The sequence below is a fragment of the Neoactinobaculum massilliense genome, from assembly GCF_900604955.1.
Taxonomy (GTDB): Bacteria; Actinomycetota; Actinomycetes; order Actinomycetales; family Actinomycetaceae; genus Neoactinobaculum; species Neoactinobaculum massilliense.
The window spans coordinates 905409-929173 of record NZ_UWPE01000001.1 but is presented as its reverse complement, the minus strand read 5'-3'; the positions used below and the strand labels follow the sequence as shown (position 1 = coordinate 929173).

Here is a 23765-nt window from a genome sequence, read left to right as displayed (position 1 = left end):
GCCAGGTAATTGACGCGTCCGGAGTCGAGTCAGCACAGGTAGGCTGACATGCATGAGTGATCCGCAGGGTAATTTTTGGCGCGTGAAGCCGGGGGAGCAGGCGCCAACGTGGAACATCGCCAACATGGTGACGGTGGTTCGCGTGATACTGATCCCGCTGTTCATCTGGGCGTTTTGGGAGCCGGAGCCGGTGGGGCGCGGATTGATTGCGTTTGCGATTTTCGCACTGGCCGCCGGGACCGATAAGGTGGACGGCCAGCTGGCGCGCTCGCGGAACCTCATCACAGATTTTGGCAAGCTCGGTGATTCCATTGCGGACAAGGGCCTTATCGCGGTGGCGCTCATTATGCTGTCGGTTCACGGCATGCTGTGGTGGTGGGTGACCATTCTGGTGATTGCTCGTGAAGTGTTCATTACCGCCATGCGGCTCTCAGTGGTGAAAAAAGAGGTCATGGCGGCCGGCTGGCACGGCAAGGTGAAAATGGCGTTTCAGTGCCTCGGGGCCGGGTGCCTAATTTTCCCGCAGTATGCCTGGCCCTGGGAATGGCTCACCCAGCTGGGCCTGTGGATTGGGTGGATTCTGGTGGGCGTATCGCTATATATGTCACTGGTATCCGCGGTGGAATACACGCGGGATGCACGCCGTATTCGCGGAGAATGAGGAGTGACATGAGTGACGTGGTAGAGGCGCTCATGAAGCGGCTCATGGAGCGCGAGATTACGCTTGCGTGTGCAGAATCGCTCACGGGTGGTTTACTGGCGGCCAGCATTGTGACCGTTCCTGGGGTTTCGGCGATTTTCCGCGGTGGGGTGGTTTCCTACGCCACGGATATCAAGGCCTCTGTGCTGGGTGTATCGGTGGAGCGGCTCAGGGAGACCGGTGCCGTTGATGGGCAGGTGGCCCTCGACATGGCACGCGGCGCCTGCCGTGTGCTCTCTGCTGACGTGGCGCTTGCTACCACGGGCGTGGCGGGACCGGGGCCCAGTGAGGGTAAACCTGCCGGCACCGTGTGGATTGCCATAGCGGGCAGCTTGGGGGAGGAGGCCCGGCTATTGCGTCTCAGCGGTTCCCGATCCGAAATTAGGCGGGACACCGTGAACGAGGCGTTCCGGCTGCTCGGTACACATCTCATGCTGCCAGAGCAGTAGGAAAGCTGAGCAGTAGGAAAAGTAGGGCCATTATGCGGAACATATCCAGAAAACTTTCAGGCGGGGATGTATTAATAACAACTGGAAATCAACCCGGGCGGCGGCGTGTTCGCTAGCTGGGGAACAAAATTGATATAGAAGCGTTGTGGTAAGTGATGACAATGGAAGAACGTACCGGCGTTACCCGGAAGAATGAGCTGACCGGCCGCACGTATGTGGCGCGTGGATCTCACCAGGCGCTCCTGCGTGAGGAACTGGGTGAGGTACTGCGTAGCTATCGACAGCGCCAGGGACGTACGCTGCGGGAAGTTTCCTCGGATGCCCGTGTGTCACTGGGGTATCTCTCAGAGGTTGAGCGTGGTCAGAAGGAAGCATCCTCGGAGCTCCTTGCCTCGATCGCGCGGGCCCTTAATGTTCCACTCAGCCACGTGCTTCGCCTGGTGGCGGATCGTATGGATCTGTCTGAAGGACGGGTCCCACCGTATATGCGCGTGCCGGATTCTGTACCGGACTCCATGGTGCAGGCGGAGATGGCGGCGCTGAACTAAAGCGTTGCTCGCTGCTGGTATTGGGCGTGTGATGGTTGAACGCGCGCTAGTAAAGGCAGCGATTGGGATCGCTTCGTGGAGGGGTGTGGGCGAGACTCGCGAGTCTCGCCCACACCCCTCTGCTTGCACTGATATGTCGCCTACTCTAGGATCCGGGCGTGGTGCCGCCGTCGGCGATGGTGAGAAGGAGAGACATGCGAGAGTCAGAGTTTTGGGCCGCCATCGACTATGTGTACCCGCGTGGGCGTGGACGTTCGCTGGCGCAGGATCTGGTGCTCTCTGCCCTCGGCGAACGCTCGCCTCAGCAGGCCCTGGACGACGGCGTTGATCCCCAACGCGTGTGGGATGCGATCGTGGCTGTGCAGGATCTTCCTGAGCATTACAGGTTCATTCATCGGCTAAAACCTGAGGATCGCCAGGAACTGGGAATGTAGTAAGCATTGGCACCGAACCGGGCGGTTTCCGGCGCCGTGGTGAGTAGCGGTGATGAGCGTCGTGAGTATGAGGCTCGCACTCGAACAAGTGTTCGGTTTAGACTTATGCACAGATTCTGCCGTGCATGTGTTTCCCACAGGGGAGCGACGGAGCGGTTTTATGTCGCAGGTCGGGCATAACGTGAATCTTGAGGTGGCTCGGAGAGGGCCGGCCTTATTAAAGGACCTGGACTGTTCATGTTCTGGAAGGAGCTCCGGTGGCTGAGAAGAAGCAAGAAGACCGCCAGAAGGCGGTGGATGCCGCGTTGGCGCAGATCGATCGCCAGTTCGGCAAGGGAAGCGTAATGCGTCTGGGCGATCACCCGCATGCGCGTGTGGCCGTCATTCCCACGGGTTCCATCGCCCTCGATATCGCACTGGGCATTGGTGGATTGCCGCATGGCCGCGTGGTGGAAATCTACGGCCCGGAATCTTCCGGAAAAACTACGGTGGCATTGCATGCCGTGGCCAATGCGCAGAAGGCCGGAGGGATCGCCGCGTTCATTGACGCGGAGCACGCACTGGATCCGGAATACGCCAAGCGGCTTGGAGTGGATACGGATGCGCTGATCGTGTCCCAGCCGGATACGGGTGAACAGGCCCTGGAGATCGCGGATATGCTTATTCGTTCCGGCGCTATTGACATTGTGGTTATCGATTCGGTGGCCGCGCTGGTGCCAAAGGCGGAAATTGAAGGCGAAATGGGGGATTCCCACGTGGGTCTTCAGGCTCGCTTGATGAGTCAGGCACTACGTAAAATGACCGGCGCGCTTTCGTCCACCGGAACAACGGCTATCTTCATTAATCAGCTGCGCGAAAAGATTGGCGTATTCTTTGGTAATCCCGAAACCACCACCGGTGGTAAGGCGCTCAAGTTCTACTCCTCGGTACGCCTGGATGTGCGCCGTATTGAGACGCTTAAAGATGGTGGCCAGGCCATTGGTAATCGCACCCGCGTCAAGGTGGTGAAGAACAAGATGGCGCCGCCCTTCAAGCAGGCCGAATTTGACATGATCTACGGGGAAGGTATCTCGCGTGAATCCAGCCTGTTGGATATGGGCGTGGAACAGGGCGTGGTACGTAAGTCTGGTGCCTGGTACACCTACGAGGGCGATCAGCTAGGTCAGGGTAAGGAAAAGTCCCGCCAGTTCCTTCGCGATAACCCAGATCTTGCCGCGGAGATTGAGGATAAGATTCTCCGTGCCGTGGGTATCCGCGGGGGCGATGAAGCCACGGACCAGGAGGACGTTAAGAAGGCGGGTACCGCCAACTCGAATGCGAAGTCCGCTGCGAAACCGAGTACAGGAAGTGCGAAATCCAAAGGCGCGGCCAAGGCGCCTGCGAAGGGTGCTACCGGGCAGAAAACTACCGAAACCGTGGATTTCTAAGTGACTGATTTCTTCGATCCGGACAGGGCACGGCGCGGGCGGCGCCGCACCCGCCGGAGTATTGCCGATTTGCCGCGAGAGCAGCAATTGGCAAAGGCTCGGGACATCGTCTACCGGCAGCTGGGGGACATGGATCGCAGCCGTGCGGAGCTTGATGGTGCACTCAAACGCCGGGAGGTACCCGAGGACGTTCGTGAGGAAATCCTCGCGAAATTCGTACGCGCGGACCTGGTGAACGATGAACGCTTTGCCCGTTCCTTTGTGCACATGCATATCTCACGCACCTCGCGTCGCGCCCTGCGGCAGAAACTGGCACGGAAAGGCGTAGAACGCGGCATCATCGAAGCCGCGCTGGAGGAAGTGGAGCCCGAGGCAGAGTTTGATGCGGCTGTATCGATTGCCGAAAAGAAACTCCGTATCGCTTCAGGCAACCCGGACACGTTGGAGCGGCGTACATTCGCCGCATTGGCGCGGCGCGGCTTCGCACCCGCTCTGGTTAGCGCGGCGCTTCGGCAGGCCAGAGAAAACCTGGAACGTGGTGATAGCGGCATGGCAGGAGGCTGGGCATGACCATTATCGGAATTGTTGGGCCCACGGCCTCTGGAAAAACGGGTGCGTCCATAGCGCTCGCCGAGCTACTGGGAGGACGGGATCGCGTAGAGATCATTTCGGCGGATGCCATGCAACTTTACCGCGGCATGGATGTGGGTACGGCGAAGGTGACGGCTAGCGAGGCGCGGGGTATACGGCACCATCAGATTGATGTGCTGGATATTTCTGAGTCCGCCTCCGTCGCGGCCTATCAGCGTCACGCTCGGAAAGATCTCGCCGACATTGAGAAGCGGGGTCGCACTCCACTGGTGGTGGGCGGCTCCGGGCTCTATGTGTCGGGACTACTCGATGAGCTTCGTTTTCCGGGCTGGGATCCTGACATCCGTGGGCAGCTTGAGCGGGAATGGGAGGACGATCCGGCGGCCCTGCGAGCTGAATTGCGCGCCACAGACTTCGAGGCCTATCGCCGTGTGGATCTATGCAACCCGCGCCGAGTGATTCGGGCCCTGGAGGTCATTCGCTTGACCGGGGAACGTTTCACTCCCGTATTCCCGCGGCATACTTTCCATTATCCGGATGTGCGAATTTTTGGTATTCACCGGCCAAAAGATGAGCTGGAGGCGGCCATCGCCACACGCACGCAACAGATGCTGGCGGGTGGGCTTATTGAAGAGACGCATGCACTGCTGGATCGCGGGCTTCGCACCGCACCGACAGCCGCCCGCGCCACCGGGTACCGGGAAGCGATTGCCGTTATCGATGGACGTATGAGCATAGAGGAGGCGGGAGCCTCCATTTCGCGGGCCACGCGCCGCCTGGCGAAGAAACAACGAACGTGGTTTGGTGCGGATCCGCGTATTGAATGGATCAATCCGGAAAGAGGGAATCCGGCGGAACAGATAGCCGAGCGCCTGGCGTAGGACGGTGATGCTATTTCAGGGCTGGCAGTGTGTGAGGCGGCCGGGGCGAGGATTCACCGGTCGAGCCGCGCTGCCGGCCGGCGGGCAAGGGTCTAGAGCACCGGGTGGTCCACTGTGGCCGCCGGCTTGGCCTCTAACCGCGCACCGTGCGCAGTACTCGGAAGCCCTTCTGACTGGCCAGTTTTTCGGTGGGGTAGCCCTGATCGGTGAGCCAGGAGGCAAGCGAATCGGAACCTAGATTGCGCTGGACCACGCAGTACGCTTCGGCGTCGTCGGAAAGACGGGAGAACCAGGTGAGCAGAAGCTTGTGGAGGGCCTCCTTACCTATGCGCACGGGCGGATTCGACCAGATGAGTGAGATGCGGCGGTTGCCAAGTCGATCCAAAGCGCTATCGGGATCAAGCACCACCGGCGAAAAGCCGGCCGCGGCGGCGTTCTGGGCGGCAAGATGACGGGCGCGCTCATTGGTGTCCACGGCCCATACCTCGGCGGTGGCGGGAAGTTCGGCGGCAAGGGCCAGCGTAATTGGTCCCCAGCCGCACCCGAGATCCAGCGCGATACCGCCGGCGGGCAGACCGGGTGCCGGTACCTTCCGCAGGAGCACCTCGGTGCCTCGGTCCAGTCGGTGACCGGAAAACACCCCGGTGTCTCCCGTCACCTGGTAGACGTTGCCACGCAGGGTCACCGGATACGAGTGGGGATGTGAGGGAGCGTCAGGATGCTCGGAGAAATAGTGCGACACGGGGTCAGTGTACCGGCGTGGCGGGCGGTGAACGGCAATGCTGCTGAGCGAACGGCACCATGGACGTTGGCGGTGCGGCGGGCGGCGGCGCGTTTCACGGCGGATCCGTGGTGGAACAGCCCTGCGTGGCGGGTAGTAGACATGAGACGATAGGACGGTATGAAAACGAAGAACGAATCGGTGGATATTCGGAGTCGGCGCGGCACGGCATTACAGGCAGATCCGGCCTATGCGGGCCGGTGGGCCGGTAATGCCCTCGACAGGGAGGAACGCTCCTCCCTTCAGCGCGTGCAGGGACTCGAAGCTGGTGTGGAGCGCGAGGAAGGCATTGAGCTTGAATACCGCCAGGTACGGCTGGAGCGCGTGATCCTGGTGGGCATTTACGCCGATTCGCGGGAGAAAGCCGAGGAATCGCTGCGGGAGTTGGCGGCTCTTGCTGATACGGCGGGTTCCGTGGTTCTTGCGGGCGTCATTCAGCGTCGCGAGGTGCCGGACCGGGCCACCTACCTGGGGAAAGGCAAAGCCCAGGAACTCAAGGACCTCGTGGCAAGCGAAAAGGCGGATACGGTCATCGTGGACACCGAACTGGCGCCCTCCCAACGCCGCGGGCTGGAGGACGTGGTGGGCGTTAAAGTTATTGATCGTACCGCGCTCATCCTCGATATTTTCGCTCACCACGCCAAGTCTCGGGAGGGCAAGGCGCAGGTGGAACTAGCGCAGCTCGAGTACCTACTCCCCAGGCTGCGCGGCTGGGGCGAATCGATGTCCCGGCAGGCGGGCGGCCAGGTGGCAGGCGGTGCCGGTATCGGCTCCCGTGGCCCCGGCGAAACTCAGCTCGAATTGGATCGCCGCCGTATTCGCTTCCGCATGGCCAAGCTCCGCCGGGACATTAAGAAGATGAAGCCTGCGCGAGATACTCGGCGTGCCGAGCGCGTGCGCCAGGGCGTGCCGTCCGTGGTAGTGGTGGGATATACGAACGCGGGTAAGTCCTCGCTGCTCAATACGCTCACGCATTCGGACGCGCTGGTGGAGAACGCGCTATTTGCCACGTTGGATCCGACCGTACGGCGCACCACCTCGCCGTCGGGCAGGGAATACACCATCACGGACACCGTGGGATTTGTGCGCAATCTCCCCACCCAGCTGGTGGAGGCGTTCCGCTCCACGCTGGAGGAAGTGGCCGGTGCGGACCTATTGCTGCACGTGGTGGATGCCTCGAATGCGGACCCGATGGCACAGGTGGCAGCGGTCCATGAGGTACTTGCCGGTGTGGACGGCGCCCTCGATGTGCCAGAGCTGATCGTTGCCTCCAAGATTGACATTGCGCCGGCAGCGGCTGTTGCCGCGCTCCGCTCTACGTTCCCGCATACCATGCCGGTTTCGGTGGTCACCGGTGCGGGCATCGACGCACTTGAGGAAGCGATTGACGAGCGCCTGCCCCGGCCTGCGGTCGAAGTGCGCGCGGTGGTGCCCTTCAATCGTGGTGACCTTATCTCGCGCATCCACGAGGAGGGCGAATTGCTCGATGCTGATACGTACGAGAGCGACGGCACGCTTATTCATGCCTATCTCACGCCCGCTCTGGCCGGTGCGCTCGATGAGGCCGGCATCGAGATGATCCATGAGTGAGAGCCAGGACGCCGGGCGGAGTACAGACGCGAATGCGGACGACGTCGAACCCGGCACGGAGACGAGCGGGAACCCGGTAGCGGATAACGCGGTGGACCAGATTCTGGATGCCATCGTGAGTGAACTGGGCGGGCGGCGCCGCGAAGGCCAGGACAAGATGGCGCACGCGGTGAGTGATGCGCTGGAAAACGAGGGCCATCTCCTGGTCCAGGCCGGTACGGGCACCGGAAAATCCATCGGATACCTTGCGCCGGTGGCAGAGTGGACCACCCGGACGGGGAAGCGCGCCATTGTCTCCACGGCAACCCTGGCGCTTCAGCGTCAAATCCAGCTCAGTGACGGGCCGCGTGTGGCCGACGCGGTAGAGAAGGAAACCGGTAAGCGCCCGGAGATTGCCGTGCTTAAGGGCTGGAACAACTACGTGTGTCTGCGGAAGGCAGGAGGCGGCTATCCGGAGGAGGATGCACTCTTCTCCCGCGATGAGGGCGAATTTGGTGCCTCGGCGCTCGGCACCGAGGTGGTGCGTGCGCGCGAGTGGGCGATGAGTACGGATACCGGGGATCGAGACGATATGGTGCCCGGTGTCTCGGACCGTGCCTGGCGGCAGGTGTCCATTGATAAAACGGAGTGCGTGGGAGCGAAGTGTCCACTGCGCGACGCCTGTTTCCCCATGGCAGCTCGGGCCGCAGCGGCGGACGCCGATATCGTGGTGACCAATCATTCCATGCTGGGCGTGCAAGCGGGCGGTACCCCGGTACTGCCGGACGCGGACGCCGTCGTGGTAGATGAGGCGCACGCGCTCGCGGACCGCGTGACCTCGCAGCTCACCGTGAGTATTTCACGCGGCGAACTCGCGGGCCTGGCGCGGGTGTTACGCGCTTCAAAGATCGAGGCGGTTCATCTTGAGGAGGCCGGTACCGCGTTTGGGAAGGCCGTTGAGGAGGTGCCGGAGGGGCGGCTGGCGCAGCTTCCCGACGCCGTTATTGATGCGCTCATGGTTGTGCTCCGGACGCTGCAAACAGCCCAGGACGACGTGGCGGGACTGCCGAACGGGACGGATACGCAGGCGGCCACGAAGGCCGTGGCGCGCACGCGTGTAACAAACATGGTGAGTGTGGTGGAGAATCTTCTCTCCGACGACGCTCGCGACGGTGCGCTCGTGCCGTGGATCCGGCGGGACCAGGATGACCGCACAGTGCTCTACCTGGCGCCGCTGGACGTATCCGCGCCCATGGCCGATGCCTTATTTGAGGATCGTCCTGTGGTGCTCACGTCCGCTACGCTCAAGCTGGGCGGCAAGTTTGATCACGTGGCACGCGCAACGGGGTTGGACTACCCCTCGCAGGGACCGTGGCGCGGCATCGACGTCGGCACACCGTTCAATTATCCCAAGCAGGGCATCCTCTACGTTGCCACGCACCTGCCCGGCCCCACGCGGGACGGCGGCGGGGAGAGGCAATTCCGGGAGCTCGTCGAACTCATTGAGGCCTCTCACGGCGGTGCCCTCTGTCTGTTTACCTCGCGACGGGCTGCCGAAGAAGCCGCAGAATTTGCTCGCGACGAACTTGATCTGCCTATTTTCCTCCAGGGTGAAGATCAGCTTTCCACGCTCATTCAGAAGTTTGCCTCCGACGACGCCGCATCGCTATTCGGCACCATCTCGCTCTGGCAGGGCGTTGACGTACCCGGGCATACGTGCCGATTGGTGACGATTGACCGGATTCCGTTCCCGCGACCAAATGAGGCCCTCACTGAAGCACGCGAGGTGGCGGCGAAGAAGGCACACCGTAATGCATTTATGGAGGTGTACGCCACGCAGGCGGCCCTGCTGCTGGCGCAGGGGGCTGGGCGTCTCCTGCGCCGCACCTCGGACCGCGGCGTGGTGGCGGTGCTGGATCGGCGTCTTCGAACGGCGCGATATGCCGGCTATCTCCTGGCATCCCTGCCGAATATGTGGCGAACCGAATCGCCGGAGATTGTGCGGGATGCGTTACGGCGGCTCGCGCAGACCGGCGCGGGGGAGTAAATCTAGGCGGTACCCGGGCGCAAACCCGGGTCGAATCTCCGCGTGGGGTGCACGGCGCGTGCCTAGAGTGAACGCATCACCATGACGACGCGCCCCAGTACCTCGGCATTGTCCGCAGGGATGGGAGCGTAGGTGGCATTGCGGGGCAAGAGCGTGATGTGCCCGTTGCGCCGCTCCAACACCTTGACCGTAGCTTCGCCATCGATCATGGCGGCCACGATCTCTCCGTTTTCCGCTACAGGTTGACGCCGCACCACAACCCAATCTCCGTCAGCAATGGCGGCTTCAATCATGGAATCGCCGTGGACTCGAAGTGTGAACAGTTCGCCTTCGCCTGTGAGCTGCCGCGGAAGGGCGAAAACATCTTCGACCATCTGCTCGGCGAGAATCGGCGCACCGGCGGCAATACGCCCCACCACCGGAACGTTGACGTAGGAATCACCGTTAAATTCCTCTTCGCCACCCATGAAGTGTGGCTGCGCGGTAACGGCCCGCAGCGGGTTGGCGGGGGACTGTGCGAACTCATGGAGCTCGGCTCTGCTCTCAGCGAATCTAGCTCCTGCCTCGGTCACGTTGATGGTGCGAGGACGGCGCGGATCGCGGGATATATACCCCTTCTTTTCGAGAGCATCCAGCTGGTACTTCGCCGAGGAAGGGGACGCGAGGCCCACCGCGCCACAGATTTCCCGAACGGTGGGAGGTACGTGGTGTGCGGTGATCTGAGAGATGACATAGGAGAGTACGGCTTCCTGCCGCTGGGTCAATCCGGGCAATGGGGCCATATTTCCTCCTGCGTTCATGGCTCCGTATTTTGTCGGAGCCCTCCGCTTAGCTACAGGGTATGCGGAATGTAGGGAGCATTCAAACATTTGTTCGGGAGGATCGAACAAGTGTTCTAGACATCTCGCTCGAATCCAGATAATCTACAGGTGAACCGAACAAGTGTTCGATAGAGGAGGAAACGTCATGAGCGTCCCCGCAGTGAAGTTTGAAGAATCCGGCCATCCGGTACTTCGGGCGGTGCCTTCTCGAAACATGCCGGGCCGGGATATGCGCACGGCAAATTCGGCGGTAGCCGGTGGTCACACGGGCGCGGCACGGCTGCGCGTTGTCGGTGGGGTAGCTGCTGCGCCGTCCCGGCATGATATGGCGTACGGGAAAGTGCGGCCGGTGGCGGCTGATCGTGCGCATTCGCCACGCAATGCGACCCTCGAGCGAGCGGTGGAGCAGCGGTCGGTGCTAGATTCCCATGAGCTCACCGGAACCTTACTCGCTGGCTTGCGCGCCCTGGTGCTAGTGGGCGCGGCACTGGTATTGGCCACGATCGGCCTGATTGTGGGCTCGGCGTTTGCTTCGCCCACGGATACCTTGACGGTCAATAGCGGCGATACGCTCTCCTCGATTGCCGCCTCGATTCCAGGCGTACCTTCGCAGGCTACGGGTGTTGCGGATATTAAGGAGCTCAATGGGCTGAGCACGGATGCCATTAGGCCCGGGCAGCAGCTCCGCGTGCCTCGCTATTAGCGTGGGTGTGCTGCTCTCAGCTTAAATGGCGCACCGCATGGATGCGGATCTCACGAGCATCCCTCAGGAGCTGGATAGAGGATGATCTGCAGGCGCGTGCCGGGTGCCGGTTAGCCTTTTCGGCTGCGGTAGCGCAGTTTAGCGTCACGTGAGAGCCGATTTGTGCATGAACACGGTATTGTGTGTCTTGTGCACTGCCCCTTCTGTCATTTTCCGGATTCGCGGGTAATTGATTCCCGTACTACAGATGACGGCACCGCTATCCGTCGTCGGCGCGCGTGCCCCAATTGCCACCGGCGTTTTTCCACCATGGAAACCGCCAGCCTCACCGTGGTGAAACACTCTGGTGCCACGGAACCGTTCTCGCGAAAGAAGATCATGAACGGTGTACGCAAGGCATGCCAGGGGCGGCCGGTGAGCGTTGATGATGTTGCACTCCTCGCCTCGCAGGTGGAAGAGTCCCTGCGTGCTACGGGTGCCTCGCAGATAGCCGCTCATGATATTGGCCTGGCCATCCTCCCGCCGCTTCGCAAACTGGATGAGGTGGCGTATCTACGTTTTGCCTCCGTGTACTCAAACTTTGATTCGCTTAATGATTTCGAGCGCGAAATTGGCCGGTTGCGCGCCGAGGACATGGCGGAGCAGGCCGCTGCGAATGCGACCCCTGGCGAAACAGTAGGAAAGGCCTCGCCTCCGGTAGGGAAGTCACCCACAGGTGGGGAGTAACCTGCCGTAATGACGCGGCACGCCAGAGTGTCCTGAGGAAGTCACCCGCGAGTAATGAGTAACACGCGCAAGTAGCAGGCCTGCGCGGGCTTGGCTGGAAGCGGAACCCGCGCTCTGCCTACCACAACGGGCCGTGGGCACTCGGTTTAGCTCTCCATACCGGAGGGAAGCGGACGCGTGTGCACTACCCGAAGGTGACGTGTGGGGCGCGTCAGCGCCACGTAGAGATCTCCGGGGCCCTCGCGAAGGATTGCATCGGGCTCCGCCAGCACCACCCAGTCATATTCCAAGCCCTTCGCCTGACGCGCGGTAAGCACCTGAACCCGGGCGGTTACCTGGCGGCCCGTTACATCGCGGGTCCAGCCAGCTAACTCGGGGGCGCCCATGACGGCGTCAGCCACCGCATCCCGGATCGTGGCCGGCACAATAAGGGCCAGCGTTCCGAGGCCGGTGCCGTAGGCGCCGTCCATATCTGCGCCGCCCGCCACCACGGCCTCAATGAGACTTGGCAGCAAAGCGGCCGTGGGAACAAAATCCTGCGTGCCTGGTACATCGCGAGCGGCGTGCACGGGGCGCACGGAGTAACCGGCGGCCCTGAGCGTGCGCTCGGCTGTGGCCAAAATGGCGGCTGGGGTGCGGTAACTCACCGTGAGCTCCTGAACCCGGGCGCCCCGCGCCAGCGGCCCTATCAGCTTTTCCCAGCCACCGTCCGGTGCACCGGCGGGCCGCTGGTCCACGTCCCCCACCACTGTTATTGAGCGGGATGGGTTACGGCGAATGAGCATCTGCCATTGCATGGGCGTGAGCTCCTGGGCTTCGTCCACCACCACATGACCGTAGGTCCAGGTGCGGTCACCGGCCGCCCGGTCCGCAAGGGACATGGAGCCGCCAGTATCGCGCATGCGGTCGGCCAGCATCTCGGCGGACACAATGCCCCCGCCCAGGTGCATCTTTTCTACGGCCTCCCTGGCATACCGGTCCACTTCGGCATTGGCTTCCTTCTCTCGGCGGCGCCGTACCAGTTCGGCGGTGGAATAGAAGGGGCCCAGGTATTCGGCCATCTCATCCATGATGGCAACATCGCCGGGCGTGAGTGGTACACCTTTGGGGCGCCGTAACAGTGCGCGTTCGGCTGCCGTCAGCTCCGGCGCCACCCGTGCGAGCAGGTGCGGGTGTGCCCACAGGCGCTCAAGCAGACTCTGGGCGGAGGATGGCAACCAGTGCAGATTGATCTCCCGGCGCGCGTCCACGGAGGCGGCCACGTCCGAAATGATCCAGGGGTTGTCCGTAAGATCCAGCTGTTCGGCGCTGGCGATCTGCTGGGCGAGTGCTCGTACCAGCGCCTTCGCGTACACGTCCCGAGATTCATTATGGGACCGACCGCCTCGCCGCGCCTTCCGTTGGGCCCCGTCTACGTCGGCTGGTTTCAGCACCACGGTGTTACCACCCACGCGGAACCGGACCGGCCGGGGCAGTGGCTTTTCCAGGACCTCCTTGACCGCACGGCGCGCGATGGTGCGCCAGATGAGCCGGCCCTTGAGTTCGGCAACGTCGGGACTATCCACCCCCGTGGCCTCCACCCCGGGAAGGAGCCCGCCGATCGTCGTCGAAACAACATCGGATTCGCCGAGTGCCGGCAGCACCTGGTCGATGTAGCGCAGAAAAACGGGTGAGGGACCGATGATTAGCACACCGGAGCGGGAGAGACGATCGCGCATCGTGTAGAGCAGATAGGCGGCGCGATGCAGCGCAACGGCCGTCTTACCGGTACCCGGGCCACCCTGCACCACCAGCACACCCTGGGCGTCCGACCGAATGATTTGGTCCTGCTCGGCCTGGATTGTGGCCACGATGTCATTCATCTTGCCGTCACGCGCCGCACCCATTGCGGCCATAAGGGCGCCCTCGCCGGTGAACGTAAGGTCCGAATTTGCTGCCGCCGAGCCGTCCATGAGCTCATCGTCCACCGCGGTTACCTCGCGGAAACGTGTCTGGATGTGCCGCCGGCGCCGCACGTTGCCGGGGTGGGCGGCCGTGGCCCGGTAGAACGGCTCGGACTGAGGGGCACGCCAGTCCAACAGCAGGATTTCCTGATTGGCATTTTTGAGTCCGATCCGTCCGATGTGATCGGTGCGCCCGCCGTGAAAATCAAGCCGGCCCAGTACCAGCCGATTCTCCACGTTCTTGAGACGGGTGAGGTTCTCCTCGTAGTGCTGGGCGAAGGAATCTCGCTCTGAACGCTCACCGGCGCTTTCCAGCCCGGATTGGGAGCGCACGGCCGCCAGCCGCTGCTCGTAGCGCTTACGATGGTAATCGAGTGCGCCGTAGGCCGCATCCACGAATGCTTGTTCTTCGGCAATGGCCCTGGCGCGGGGAGATTCCTGGTTCACGCACCCTCCTCAAAGTGTCAGTCAATTATCCGCTACCTTTCCATGTGGCGCCATGTCGTGTTGCACGACGCCGGTGTGCTCGCCTCCCAGGGTGCGGTGGAATGAGAAAGGGGCGGCCGGGCGTTGATTTTGCGTTCACCTCGCGTGAGAACCACCGGAAGAGCCGGGCCGGTGTGTAAAGATGGTGAGACGAAGTGAGGAGAGGTATGGGGCGCTACATCAGTCTGCTGGATGGAGATTTTCCGGAGCACGTGGACTACCTGGTCATGAACTTTGTGGACCCGCTGGCCGACGCCGGTTCGGTTGCCCTGGAGGTGCGTCTTGCGCTCACCACGCTTGAAACCGGGGTGCCCGTGGCACGGGTGGATTTTGATCCGCTGGTGGACTACCGGGCCCAGCGTCCCCGTGCCCACTATCTCAACGGGAAGCTCGAGGACGTGGCGCGCCCGACGGCGTCGTTACGGCTCATGAAAGATATCAACGGACAGCCCTTCCTCTACCTGTACGGTGCGGAGCCGGACTTCCGCTGGGAGGAACTGGCGGCGGATCTGCTGGACGTGGTGGATCGTTTCTCCGTGTCTACCGTATTCTCCATGGCCGGTATTCCCGCGGCAATTCCTCATACACGTCAGCCCGACATGATTGTGCGTGCCGTGGGGCACCCCTCGGATATTCCCATGCTGGAGGCGGAGGCGTGGTTCCCGGCATCCTTCGCTACGTTCTTCGAGTACATTGCCAACGCGGCGGGCAAATCCACCGTCAATCTCACCGTGCGTGTACCCGTCTACCTCGTGCAGCACAATTTTTCTGCCGGATCCGTCGCCATCCTCGCCCAACTCTCAAAGATGTCCGGGCTTTCCTTCCCCATGGGCGATCTGGAGCATGCGGCCTCCGAGGAGGAGAATCAGTTTAACGCCATGCGCGCCCAGAATGAGGAGTTTAACCAGCTGGTCACCTCGTTCGAACAGGACTATGACGCCCACGAGGGTGACCCCGGCCTGGTGCGCGCCCCGGAAACCTCCACGTCCATCCCCTCGGCCGAAGAGATTGGTGATGCGGCGGAGCGCTTCCTCGCGCAAGTGGACAGCCAGGTCAAGCAGAAGGACCCGTCCACCAGCTTGGAGTTCAACGATCTCACGGAGAAGGTGGCGCACCTGCGTCAGGAGTCCGCACGCCGGGCACATCGTCGCGCTCGCGAGGAAGCACAGTGCGGGGACACGGACAATAGCGTGGAGGGCACAACTGGGCCACGGCGCCCGCGTGGGCACGGCCGGCACGCGCTATAGCCAGCCAGCCGCGGTGTCGTGCAGGGGTGAGGAGCCTTGCGCTCGACGCCGTATATCAGCCTCACCGACCACTCGCGTAGGCATGGGGAGACGACGGATTGCGCGGTCCAGGCCGTCGGGAAGCGGCGCGGTGGAAGCTATAAGCACGATGTTGCCCCAGCGGCGCCCATGCATGACCGCGGGATCGGCGATGGCGCACACGTGCTCAAATGCGGTGAGCAGCGCGGCGCACTCCTGGCCCAACCGATCCAATCCGGCGGAGGCCACAGAGTTCAGCAGATACAGTCCGCGGGCGCTCAGCACCGTTGCCGCACGCTGGGCGCACTCAACGGTTCGCAGGGGCGCCGGCACATCCGCATCCAAAAACGCGTCCCGTACCACGATGTCCCAGGTGGCCTGCGTGGTATCGAGGGCCTGCCGGCCGTCCTCGACGCGGATGCGCAGCGCGGGGGAGCGTGGTAGGTCAAACCAATCGCGAACGTAGCGTGCCAGTTTGCTATCCAGCTCGCACGCTAGTTGGCGGGAACCGGGGTGGAGAGCATTGATGGCCCGCGGTAGCGCGCACCCGGCCGCGCCGAGATGAAGGGCGCGCAGTGGTATCCCGCCCGGGAAGGCCAGCTCAATGGCCGCCGCCATCTGCTGCATGTACTCGAACTCCAAAAATGCCGGATCATCCAGGTCCAGCGCCGAGGACTCCACGCCGTCAAGCAGAAGCGTGACCAGCGAGGGGCGGTCGGGGTAGCGAACGAGTTGCGCGACGGAGAAATCGGTGTGGTAGGTGGCGGAGGTTGAAAACACCCGCCCAGCATACCGGTGCAGATACAGCCTGCCGGTGCCGGTAAGTCGGGGCGTCTCGGTTGGCCAGCCGGGCAGCTGTCGCCCGTGGTGTCATGCGCTGCTTCTTGCCCGTGGACCCGGCGTCGGTGCCTGTCGGTAGCATGAACATGGAGGTAAAGGATGTCACGTGCACCAAGGTCTGCTGCGGCGCGTCACTCGTGGGGCACCGATGATTCCGCCACGCCCATTCTTCATGTGGACATGGATGCATTTTTCGTGTCCATTGAGCTGCTCTCCCATCCGGAGCTGCGTGGAAAACCCGTGGCCGTGGGCGGGCAGACGCGCGGGGTGGTGTCCACCGCATCCTATGAGGCCCGCGCATTCGGCGTTAACTCCGCCATGCCGGTGGGGCTCGCGCGCCGCCGCTGCCCCGAGCTCATCATGATCCCACCGCATCATCACCGGTACGCGGAAGTATCCCGGCGGATCATGGGCATCCTGGCCAGCGTCACACCGAACGTTGAGCAGGTGTCTGTTGATGAGGCATTCCTGGACGTGTCGGGTGCCACGCGTCTGTTCGGCTCGCCGGTTCACATTGGAGCAGCACTCCGGCACCGTATCCGGGAGCAGGAGGGGGTGCCGGCTTCGGTGGGGATTGCTGCCACGAAACACGTCGCGAAAATCGCCTCTGCCCACGCCAAACCGGATGGTCTACTTCTTATCCCCAAGGATCGCACGCTTGACTTCCTTGGTGGGCTGCCGGTGGGCGCACTGTGGGGCGTGGGTGGCAGAACCGAGGAGCGACTCAAACGGGCCGGTGTGGATACGGTGGGTGAAATCACGGCACTGGGGGAGACCCGCATGATCCGTCTGCTCGGTCAGGCGGCTGGCCGGCACCTGTATGCGCTCGCATGCGGCGTAGATCCGCGCCCGGTGTGTGCTCGCGCGGAGGAAAAGTCCGTTGGGCGTGAGGAAACATTCTTTGACCACGTAGCAGACCGTACGGAGCTCGAGCGCATCATGCTGGCGCAGTCGCATGACGCCGCGCGGCGGCTGCGTGCGCGCCGGCTGATGGGCCGTACCGTATCCATCAAGGTCCGTTTTGGTGACTTCACCACCATTACGCGTTCGCAAACGCTGGGCCGTCCCACCCAGGTGGCGGCTGATATTTACGCGGCGGCCACTAGCTTGCTGCGGCAGGTCACCATCCCGGCGGATGGACTTCGTCTGCTTGGTGTGCGGGTAGAGAACCTTACGCCCGCGGACTCGGACGTCCAGCTCACTTTCGACGATGATCCGCGCCGGAGTGAAGCGGAGGCGGCGATGGACGCCGTACGCGATCGTTTTGGCACGGCCTCGCTTGGACCCGCCAGTCTCCTCGGGCATAACGTGCGCGGTAGACCGGACGGATAGTGGCGTGACCGAAGCAGAGGCCCCTATGGCGTCGACAAACTGACGCGACGCTAACGTGCGCCCATGAGACCGACAACGTGCGCCTACGGCGTCGAACAAAACATTCATGTACGAAGGTGGGGTGTTCTGTCCGCCGGTTCACGATAGGATGCGGGGAGAAAGAAGGAGGCCGCGCGATGGCATTGTCTGACTACGAACGCCAGATGCTTGAGGAACTCGAAGCTCAGTTGCAGGACGAGGATCCTACGTTTGCGCGCTCAATGAAACCCGAACCGGCGCCGGTCTCCGTGAGCCGGCAACTCTCCATTCACCACCTGGTACTCGGCCTACTGGCTGCGGTCGTGGGTATTGCGGTGCTGGTGTGGGGCATTTCCCAGAACTGGATTTGGCTGGGCGTGGTGGGTGTGATCATCATGTTCGCCGGCGGTTGGTACATCGATCGCGGCTACACGTCCACCCCGGTGGAACCCGCTCAACGCTCGGCTCGCAAGGCTAAGCCGGCCGGCGGATTCATGGACCGGCAGGCTCGCGAATGGGAGCAGCGCCGCAACCAGCAGTAGCCCCACTCCCAGGCCCCCGCGCTCAGATGAGCTGCGGGGGCTTTTTTGTACCCGCAGCGCCCGTATTTGTGCCCGCAGCGGCCCACACGCCGGCGGAATCAAATTTTTTCCTCCACCGTACTTTTTGGCGTCATTCTGCTAGGTTGTGGACGTCTATGGCTCGCTCCACGAGAGTTGGTGGTGCAAAGTGGAGTAAAGTGGAGAGCAGCGGTATGGAAGGGGGTGGAGATGTTCCTCGGTACCTATGAGCCCAAGCTCGATGAGAAGGGGCGCATCATCCTCCCCGCGAAATTCCGTGAGCAGCTTCAGGGCGGACTCATCATGACCCGCGGTCAGGAGCACTGCATCTACGTATTCACCAAGGGTGATTTCGAGGGATTGCAGGAAACGCTGGCCCAGGCTCCGCTCACCTCGAAGGAGGCGCGCTCCTACACACGCGTGCTTCTCTCCGGGGCGGTGGATGAGGTCCCGGACAAGCAGGGAAGAATCTCCATTCCTCCCATGCTCCGCTCGTATGCGGGATTGGACCGGGATCTCACAGTGATTGGTACCGGCAACCGGGTGGAGATCTGGAACCGGGCGTCCTGGAATGAGTACCTCGCCGAGCAGGAGGCGTCCTTCGCCGACCGTGAGGAAGAGGTGATCCCCGGCCTGTTCTAGCCTGCGTGGCGGTCTTTCCCGGACTCTGAGGCACTTCCCCAGCTCCAGATTTCGGGGAGGAACGCTTGGCAGGCGCAGACGGTGGATTGAAACGTAACGGTCAGGAGAGGAGCCATGGAGACACCGCGCGCAGCGCATAACGCCTTGCACAAGCCAGTGCTGGTGGACGCCGTACTGGATCTTCTCGCCCCCGCGTTTGAGGTTCCCACCCCCACGCTCATTGATTGCACGCTGGGTATGGGCGGTCATACCGAGGCGGCGTTACGTCGCTTCCCACGGCTGCATGTGGTGGGGATTGACCGGGACCCGGAGGCGCTACGGCTGGCCGGAGAACGGCTGGCTCCCTTCGGTGACCGCTTTACTTCCGTCAATACCACGTACGACGACGTGGCGGAGGTTGCCCAGCGCGTTGTCGGCGGACCGGTGGATGGCGTGCTCATGGACCTGGGGGTCTCCTCCCTGCAGCTGGATGAGGCGGAGCGTGGCTTCTCCTACGCCCACGATGCGCCGCTGGACATGCGCATGGGGGATACCGGACCCACCGCCGCGGACATCCTGGCTACGGCATCCGAGGCAGAGCTCACGCACATCCTGCGGCGTTACGGGGAAGAAAAATTTGCTCCGCGTATTGCCCGGCTGGTCGTGCAGCGGCGTGCGGTAGCACCGCTCGCCCGAACGAGCGAACTAGCCGCGCTGGTGAAAGAGGCGATTCCCGCGGCCGCGCGCCGCACGGGTGGAAATCCGGCGAAACGGACCTTCCAGGCGCTGCGAATTGCTGTCAACAACGAATTGGCCGTGCTGGAAAAAGCAGTCCCCGCCGCGATTGATGCATTACGGGTGGGCGGCCGCGTCGTCGTCGAGGCATATCAGTCCCTTGAGGACCGCATCGTTAAGCAGGCCTTCGCATACGGTGCGGAAGACCGGACGCCCCCGGGCCTACCGGTGCCGCTACCCGAAGCTGCCCCCTACCTCAAATTGCTTACCCACGGCGCCCAGCGTGCCGATGGCGAAGAACGTGAATCGAACCCGCGCTCAGCGTCCGTGCGGCTGCGTGCCGCCCAGAAGCTGGCCCCCGTCCCAGGAGAGCTGAAATGACCGCTATTCCAGAAAGCGCAGCCGAGGAACGCGTTCGTACCGCGGAGCCGCGTCCTGTCATTACCGGTATCCCGCAACTTCACCTGGTGGCGGCGCCGGCGCGCAAGCGTGGCTTCCTGGGCACCGTTATCACCTGCGTGGCGCTGTTTCTTGGCTCCATCCTCACGGCATTCGTGCTCAATACCTCGATGGTCTCCACCGCCTACCAGATCCGCGACGTACAGCGGGAAATATCTGTAGCGCAGGCCAAGGAGGCCACGCTCTCGGACAGGGTCATGGCTGCCTCCACCCCGGAGGAGCTTCTGACGCGCGCGACCGGCCTGGGCATGGTGCCAGCCTCCCAGATTGACCACGTAGATTTGGCCACCGGAAAGATTATTTCTGGGAACGAAGGAAAGTAGATGGCGGACCAGGCCGGGGATCCGCCCCGGATGGGGCGCAATCGTGCGGATGCGAATGACGGGCATGGTTCCGGCCCGCACCCTCTGAGGTGGCGGCGCGTGGGGCGTGCGGATCGTCCGCATACCCATCGAGTCTCCGCGCGGCGTCGGACCGGCGAGGCAGGTAGCGGTAAGACGGGAATGGCGCGCCGATTCAGCGCGCTGGTCGTCGCCCTGCTGGTGATGGCCGGATTGCTGGGCATTCGCCTGCTCGATCTTCAGGTGATCCGGGCCGGCGAACTCTCGGAGGCGGCGGACGCCTTCCGTACCCGTACCAGCGTTATCCAAGCCAAGCGCGGCGAAATCCTGGACTCGAACGGTGCCGTGCTGGCGGCGTCGGTGCAGCGCTACAACGTGGGCGTCAACCAGAACCTCATTGGGGACTACGTGGCCTACAAGAAGGACAGCGACGGCAAATATGTGCTCGGGTCCGATGGTCACTACGTGGTGGAGGGCACCGGTGCCGCCGCGGCCGCCAAAGCGCTCGCTCCGCTCCTAGACATGGACCGCGCCGAACTGGGTGGCCTGCTACTCGGCGGGGAGAAGAAGTCCACCTTCAAATACATTGCGCGAGATATCTCCCCGGAACTGTGGCGCAAAATCAACGCGCTGGGTATCCCCGGGATCGAACCGGAATCGTACATGAAGCGCGAGTACCCGAACGGTGCCGTGGCCGGCAACATCCTCGGCTACGTGGGGGAGACGGCGTCGGATAGTACACCTGTGGGACAGGCCGGGGTGGAGCGTACCCAGGAGAAGATACTGGCGGGCACGGACGGAAGCCAGACGGTGGAGCTAGCCGGTCAGGGCGCGGTGGTACCCAACGGGCAATCCACCATCACGCCGGCGAAAGACGGCCGCGATGTTCAGCTAACCATCGATCGGGATCTCCAGGCAGCCGCGCTGGACGCCGTCAATAAGTCCGTTAAGGAAAACTCCGCGGAGTGGGGCGCGGCGGTGGTGGAGGAGATCGGCACCGGGCGTGTGCTCGCTATCGCTGATTCGGGCTCCCCGGATCCTGGGAACCTCTCCGAGACAAGCCCCTCGGACTGGGGATCGCGCGCGGTCCAGGCACCGGTGGAACCGGGTTCCTCCGGCAAGGTGGTCACCTTCTCGGCGGGCATTGATACCGGCTCGGTGTCCCCGCTTACCACCTTTACGGTGCCCAGTTCGCTCACCATGCCGAACGGCCAAACCATTTCCGATAATGACTCACACTCCACCGCCAAAATGACGGTGGCCGGCATCATGGCCAAGTCCTATAACACGGGCATCATCCAGATCGGTGACACGTATTCGGATGACGTGCGCTACGACTACATGAAGAAGTTTGGCTTGGGCCAGAAGACGGGTATCGAGTTGCCGGCCGAATCCGCGGGTCTGCTCTATCCTCCCAGCCAGTGGGCACCGCGCACGCACTACACCACCATGTTCGGTCAGGGTTGGGCGGCTACTACGCTCCAACTCGCCCAGATGATCGCTGTTGTGGGTAACAAGGGCGTTTGGGTTCCGCCGCGCATCATTGACGCCACGGAGGACAGCACGGGTGCGATGGTACCCACGGTGGCTGGAACCTCACATCGGGTGATTAGCGAGAAGTCGGCGCAGACGATGATCCAGATGCTGCAGGGTGTCACGCAGAGCGGATCAACGGGGTGGGCCGCGAAGGTGGATGGCTACAACGTGGCGGGCAAAACCGGTACTGCCCAGGTGCCGGATGCCTCGGGTAACCTCACCAAGCGCGTGGGTACCTTTGTGGGGCTCATTCCCGCTGAGGATCCTCAGATCGCGGTGGCGGTGGTGGTCTACAACGGTGCCGGAGCGGGCTACGGTGGCACGGTGGCGGCGCCCGTGTTTTCTGACATCGCGTCCTTTGCCATGAGGGAACGCGGTGTGACGCCGTCGCAGGTGCCGCTCTACAAGTATCCGTGGTTCGCATCGGAGATCGGAGGATCTAATGGCTAACTTTGAGCGTCCCGTCGCGACGCCGACGCCGCTGTCCCGGCTTATTCCGGGTGCTCCCGAGGTGGACATCACGGGTATCACCTCCGAATCAGCCAAGGTGCGCGCGGGGGATCTGTTTGCTGCGCTGCCGGGAACGCACGTGCACGGTGCGGCCTACGCTCCCGACGCCGTTGCACGCGGTGCTCTGGCCGTGCTCACGGATGAGGATGGTGCGCGAGAGCTCGCGGATCTTCGCGTTCCGGTGATTGCGCTTAGCGAGCCGGCCGCGCAGCTGGGGCCGATTGCCGCCAAACTGTACGGGGATCCTGGCCGAGCGCTGACCGCATTCGCCGTGACCGGGACGAATGGGAAAACCACGGTTGCCTTTATGGTGGAGGAGATCCTCACTCAGCTGGGTCACACGCCCGGGCTCATTGGTACGGTGGCCGTTCGCGCGGCGGGCGTGGAGATGCCGGCGGTCATGACCACGCCGGTACCGGCCGAGTTGCAGGCACTTCTGGCCGCTTTTAGGGCCGCGGGGGCGGACACGCTGGCCATGGAGGTGTCCTCTCACGCCCTGGTGCAGGGCCGCACGGACCCGCTGCGCTTTGCGGTGGCCGGCTTTACGAACCTCACGCAGGATCACCTGGATTTCCATAAGACCATGGAGAATTACTACCGGGCCAAGCGCTCCCTTTTCATGCCCGGACGGGCACAGCGTGGGGTGGTTACGGTCGACGACGCCTGGGGGCGCCGTCTGCTGGACGAGGCTGAGGTACCCGTGGTGGCGCTGGGCGTGACAAGCGCGGTGGATCGCGGCTGGCAGGTGACCGACGCCGTGGAAAGCGCAGCCGGTGCCACCTTCACGCTTGCCTGGGTGGGCGAGGCGGGCGATTGGCGCACGGGTGCTCAGATTCGCGTCGCCCTCCGGATGCCCGGCACATTCAATATCGCGAACGCGGCCCTCGCGCTCGCCATGGTACTGGAATCCCGCCTCGCCGCCCCCGCCCAGCTTGCTGATGCGCTCGCGGGGGGTCTCGCCCCGCGGGTACCCGGGCGTATGGAACAGATCAGTGAGGCGCCCCGCGTTATCGTCGATTTCGCGCATAACGAGGCGGCCCTCACCACCGCCGTCGAATCACTACTACCCACCACGCGTGGCCGCCTCATTGTGCTGACCGGTTCTGCGGGGGAACGGGATGCGGATAAGCGGCCGGCCATGGCGCGGGCTATGGCCGAGCGGGCAGACATTCTCTACATCACGGATGATGATCCGCACGGCGAGGATCCGGCTCGGATCCGGGCCGATCTCATGCGAGGTGCGCACGGTAGGGCCCGCGTAATAGAAATTCCCGACCGCAGGGAGGCTATCCGCACGGCGATCCATATGGCCGCGCCTGAAGATACGGTGCTGCTGGCCGGCCGCGGACACGAAACCATGCAGCCCCTCGCACACGGTGCGGTTGAACTTGACGATCGAGTGGAAGCGCGGGCAGCACTGTCCGCGCGGGAGAAGGAGTAAC

Annotated in this window: 23 protein-coding genes; 19 read left to right on the top strand and 4 right to left on the bottom strand. The window is 63.0% G+C overall.

Annotation, left to right across the window (positions count from 1 at the left end; genetic code table 11):
* Positions 1-52 precede the first annotated feature (52 nt).
* From pgsA to miaA, 7 genes are all read left to right on the top strand, one after another.
* On the top strand, positions 53-661 hold the full coding sequence (pgsA, locus tag EIH27_RS04050) for a CDP-diacylglycerol--glycerol-3-phosphate 3-phosphatidyltransferase (protein ID WP_124039661.1): 609 nt from the start codon (positions 53-55) through the stop codon (positions 659-661).
* Positions 662-669: 8 nt separating this feature from the next.
* On the top strand, positions 670-1149 hold the full coding sequence (locus tag EIH27_RS04045; protein WP_241152960.1) for a CinA family protein: 480 nt from the start codon (positions 670-672) through the stop codon (positions 1147-1149).
* A gap of 155 nt (positions 1150-1304) precedes the next feature.
* The gene (locus EIH27_RS04040) at positions 1305-1697 is read left to right on the top strand and encodes a helix-turn-helix domain-containing protein (RefSeq protein WP_124040141.1); all 393 of its coding nucleotides are present in this window, start codon (positions 1305-1307) and stop codon (positions 1695-1697) included.
* A 194-nt stretch (positions 1698-1891) separates the two neighbouring features.
* The gene (locus EIH27_RS04035; protein ID WP_124039659.1) at positions 1892-2131 is read left to right on the top strand and encodes a DUF3046 domain-containing protein; all 240 of its coding nucleotides are present in this window, start codon (positions 1892-1894) and stop codon (positions 2129-2131) included.
* Positions 2132-2388: 257 nt separating this feature from the next.
* Positions 2389-3558, top strand: coding sequence for a recombinase RecA (gene recA / locus EIH27_RS04030; RefSeq protein WP_124039658.1), 1170 nt, complete (start codon positions 2389-2391; stop codon positions 3556-3558).
* The gene (locus EIH27_RS04025) at positions 3559-4128 is read left to right on the top strand and encodes a regulatory protein RecX (RefSeq protein ID WP_124039657.1); all 570 of its coding nucleotides are present in this window, start codon (positions 3559-3561) and stop codon (positions 4126-4128) included.
* Positions 4125-5030: a tRNA (adenosine(37)-N6)-dimethylallyltransferase MiaA gene (miaA, locus tag EIH27_RS04020; protein WP_124039656.1), complete on the top strand. Its 906-nt coding sequence runs from the start codon at positions 4125-4127 to the stop codon at positions 5028-5030. Before EIH27_RS04025 ends, miaA begins: the two co-directional genes overlap by 4 nt.
* A gap of 133 nt (positions 5031-5163) precedes the next feature.
* Here the strand turns inward: miaA and EIH27_RS04015 are convergent, their stop codons facing one another.
* A complete protein-coding gene (locus EIH27_RS04015; RefSeq protein ID WP_124039655.1) occupies positions 5164-5772 on the bottom strand; it encodes a class I SAM-dependent methyltransferase in 609 nt (202 codons plus the stop codon).
* A 159-nt stretch (positions 5773-5931) separates the two neighbouring features.
* Between EIH27_RS04015 and hflX the strand changes: the two genes are divergently transcribed.
* Positions 5932-7401: a GTPase HflX gene (gene hflX / locus EIH27_RS04010; protein WP_124039654.1), complete on the top strand. Its 1470-nt coding sequence runs from the start codon at positions 5932-5934 to the stop codon at positions 7399-7401.
* Positions 7394-9427: an ATP-dependent DNA helicase gene (locus tag EIH27_RS04005; RefSeq protein ID WP_124039653.1), complete on the top strand. Its 2034-nt coding sequence runs from the start codon at positions 7394-7396 to the stop codon at positions 9425-9427. The genes hflX and EIH27_RS04005 overlap by 8 nt, the downstream gene beginning before the upstream one ends.
* 62 nt (positions 9428-9489) lie before the next feature.
* Here the strand turns inward: EIH27_RS04005 and lexA are convergent, their stop codons facing one another.
* Complete coding sequence (gene lexA / locus EIH27_RS04000; protein WP_124039652.1) at positions 9490-10209, bottom strand: transcriptional repressor LexA; 720 nt, start codon at positions 10207-10209, stop codon at positions 9490-9492.
* A 184-nt stretch (positions 10210-10393) separates the two neighbouring features.
* Between lexA and EIH27_RS03995 the strand changes: the two genes are divergently transcribed.
* Both EIH27_RS03995 and nrdR read left to right on the top strand, forming a co-directional pair.
* On the top strand, positions 10394-10951 hold the full coding sequence (locus EIH27_RS03995) for a LysM peptidoglycan-binding domain-containing protein (protein ID WP_124039651.1): 558 nt from the start codon (positions 10394-10396) through the stop codon (positions 10949-10951).
* A 162-nt stretch (positions 10952-11113) separates the two neighbouring features.
* The gene (nrdR, locus tag EIH27_RS03990) at positions 11114-11677 is read left to right on the top strand and encodes a transcriptional regulator NrdR (RefSeq protein ID WP_420892137.1); all 564 of its coding nucleotides are present in this window, start codon (positions 11114-11116) and stop codon (positions 11675-11677) included.
* 146 nt (positions 11678-11823) lie between these two features.
* Here nrdR and EIH27_RS03985 read toward each other — a convergent pair whose 3' ends face one another.
* Complete coding sequence (locus EIH27_RS03985; protein ID WP_124039650.1) at positions 11824-14067, bottom strand: HelD family protein; 2244 nt, start codon at positions 14065-14067, stop codon at positions 11824-11826.
* Between the two features lie 206 nt (positions 14068-14273).
* Between EIH27_RS03985 and EIH27_RS03980 the strand changes: the two genes are divergently transcribed.
* Positions 14274-15353: a PAC2 family protein gene (locus EIH27_RS03980; RefSeq protein ID WP_124039649.1), complete on the top strand. Its 1080-nt coding sequence runs from the start codon at positions 14274-14276 to the stop codon at positions 15351-15353.
* On the opposite strand, the gene EIH27_RS03975 is transcribed toward EIH27_RS03980, so the two are convergent.
* Complete coding sequence (locus EIH27_RS03975; RefSeq protein WP_124039648.1) at positions 15348-16151, bottom strand: spermidine synthase; 804 nt, start codon at positions 16149-16151, stop codon at positions 15348-15350. The genes EIH27_RS03980 and EIH27_RS03975 overlap by 6 nt on opposite strands.
* Positions 16152-16310: 159 nt before the next feature.
* On the opposite strand from EIH27_RS03975, the gene dinB reads away from it, so the two are divergent.
* The 7 genes from dinB (at position 16311) to EIH27_RS03940 (ending at position 23764) form a co-directional block, all read left to right on the top strand.
* On the top strand, positions 16311-17543 hold the full coding sequence (gene dinB, locus EIH27_RS03970) for a DNA polymerase IV (RefSeq protein ID WP_124039647.1): 1233 nt from the start codon (positions 16311-16313) through the stop codon (positions 17541-17543).
* A gap of 176 nt (positions 17544-17719) precedes the next feature.
* A complete protein-coding gene (locus EIH27_RS03965; protein WP_124039646.1) occupies positions 17720-18103 on the top strand; it encodes a DUF3040 domain-containing protein in 384 nt (127 codons plus the stop codon).
* A gap of 228 nt (positions 18104-18331) precedes the next feature.
* Positions 18332-18763 (top strand): division/cell wall cluster transcriptional repressor MraZ, encoded by a 432-nt coding sequence (gene mraZ / locus EIH27_RS03960; RefSeq protein WP_124040139.1) that lies wholly within the window; start codon positions 18332-18334, stop codon positions 18761-18763.
* 114 nt (positions 18764-18877) lie between these two features.
* Complete coding sequence (gene rsmH, locus EIH27_RS03955; RefSeq protein WP_124039645.1) at positions 18878-19858, top strand: 16S rRNA (cytosine(1402)-N(4))-methyltransferase RsmH; 981 nt, start codon at positions 18878-18880, stop codon at positions 19856-19858.
* Positions 19855-20259, top strand: coding sequence for a cell division protein FtsL (gene ftsL, locus EIH27_RS03950; protein WP_124039644.1), 405 nt, complete (start codon positions 19855-19857; stop codon positions 20257-20259). Before rsmH ends, ftsL begins: the two co-directional genes overlap by 4 nt.
* Positions 20260-22263, top strand: a complete 2004-nt coding sequence (locus tag EIH27_RS03945; protein ID WP_241152959.1) for a peptidoglycan D,D-transpeptidase FtsI family protein — start codon at positions 20260-20262, stop codon at positions 22261-22263. It abuts the gene before it with no gap.
* Entirely contained in the window at positions 22256-23764 is a 1509-nt protein-coding gene (locus EIH27_RS03940) for a UDP-N-acetylmuramoyl-L-alanyl-D-glutamate--2,6-diaminopimelate ligase (protein WP_124039643.1), read from the top strand. Before EIH27_RS03945 ends, EIH27_RS03940 begins: the two co-directional genes overlap by 8 nt.
* Position 23765 lies beyond the last annotated feature (1 nt).

Coding starts and splice junctions, on each gene's coding strand:
- pgsA (WP_124039661.1), top strand. CDS start 53: ATGAGTGATCCGCAGGGTAATTTTTGGCGCGTGAAGCCGGGGGAGCAG.
- ftsL (WP_124039644.1), top strand. CDS start 19,855: ATGACCGCTATTCCAGAAAGCGCAGCCGAGGAACGCGTTCGTACCGCG.
- rsmH (WP_124039645.1), top strand. CDS start 18,878: ATGGAGACACCGCGCGCAGCGCATAACGCCTTGCACAAGCCAGTGCTG.
- hflX (WP_124039654.1), top strand. CDS start 5,932: ATGAAAACGAAGAACGAATCGGTGGATATTCGGAGTCGGCGCGGCACG.
- EIH27_RS04005 (WP_124039653.1), top strand. CDS start 7,394: ATGAGTGAGAGCCAGGACGCCGGGCGGAGTACAGACGCGAATGCGGAC.
- EIH27_RS04040 (WP_124040141.1), top strand. CDS start 1,305: ATGACAATGGAAGAACGTACCGGCGTTACCCGGAAGAATGAGCTGACC.
- EIH27_RS03995 (WP_124039651.1), top strand. CDS start 10,394: ATGAGCGTCCCCGCAGTGAAGTTTGAAGAATCCGGCCATCCGGTACTT.
- EIH27_RS03945 (WP_241152959.1), top strand. CDS start 20,260: ATGGCGGACCAGGCCGGGGATCCGCCCCGGATGGGGCGCAATCGTGCG.
- EIH27_RS03965 (WP_124039646.1), top strand. CDS start 17,720: ATGGCATTGTCTGACTACGAACGCCAGATGCTTGAGGAACTCGAAGCT.
- miaA (WP_124039656.1), top strand. CDS start 4,125: ATGACCATTATCGGAATTGTTGGGCCCACGGCCTCTGGAAAAACGGGT.
- lexA (WP_124039652.1), bottom strand. CDS start 10,209: ATGGCCCCATTGCCCGGATTGACCCAGCGGCAGGAAGCCGTACTCTCC.
- EIH27_RS04045 (WP_241152960.1), top strand. CDS start 670: ATGAGTGACGTGGTAGAGGCGCTCATGAAGCGGCTCATGGAGCGCGAG.
- EIH27_RS03980 (WP_124039649.1), top strand. CDS start 14,274: ATGGGGCGCTACATCAGTCTGCTGGATGGAGATTTTCCGGAGCACGTG.
- dinB (WP_124039647.1), top strand. CDS start 16,311: ATGTCACGTGCACCAAGGTCTGCTGCGGCGCGTCACTCGTGGGGCACC.
- EIH27_RS03940 (WP_124039643.1), top strand. CDS start 22,256: ATGGCTAACTTTGAGCGTCCCGTCGCGACGCCGACGCCGCTGTCCCGG.
- mraZ (WP_124040139.1), top strand. CDS start 18,332: ATGTTCCTCGGTACCTATGAGCCCAAGCTCGATGAGAAGGGGCGCATC.
- EIH27_RS04035 (WP_124039659.1), top strand. CDS start 1,892: ATGCGAGAGTCAGAGTTTTGGGCCGCCATCGACTATGTGTACCCGCGT.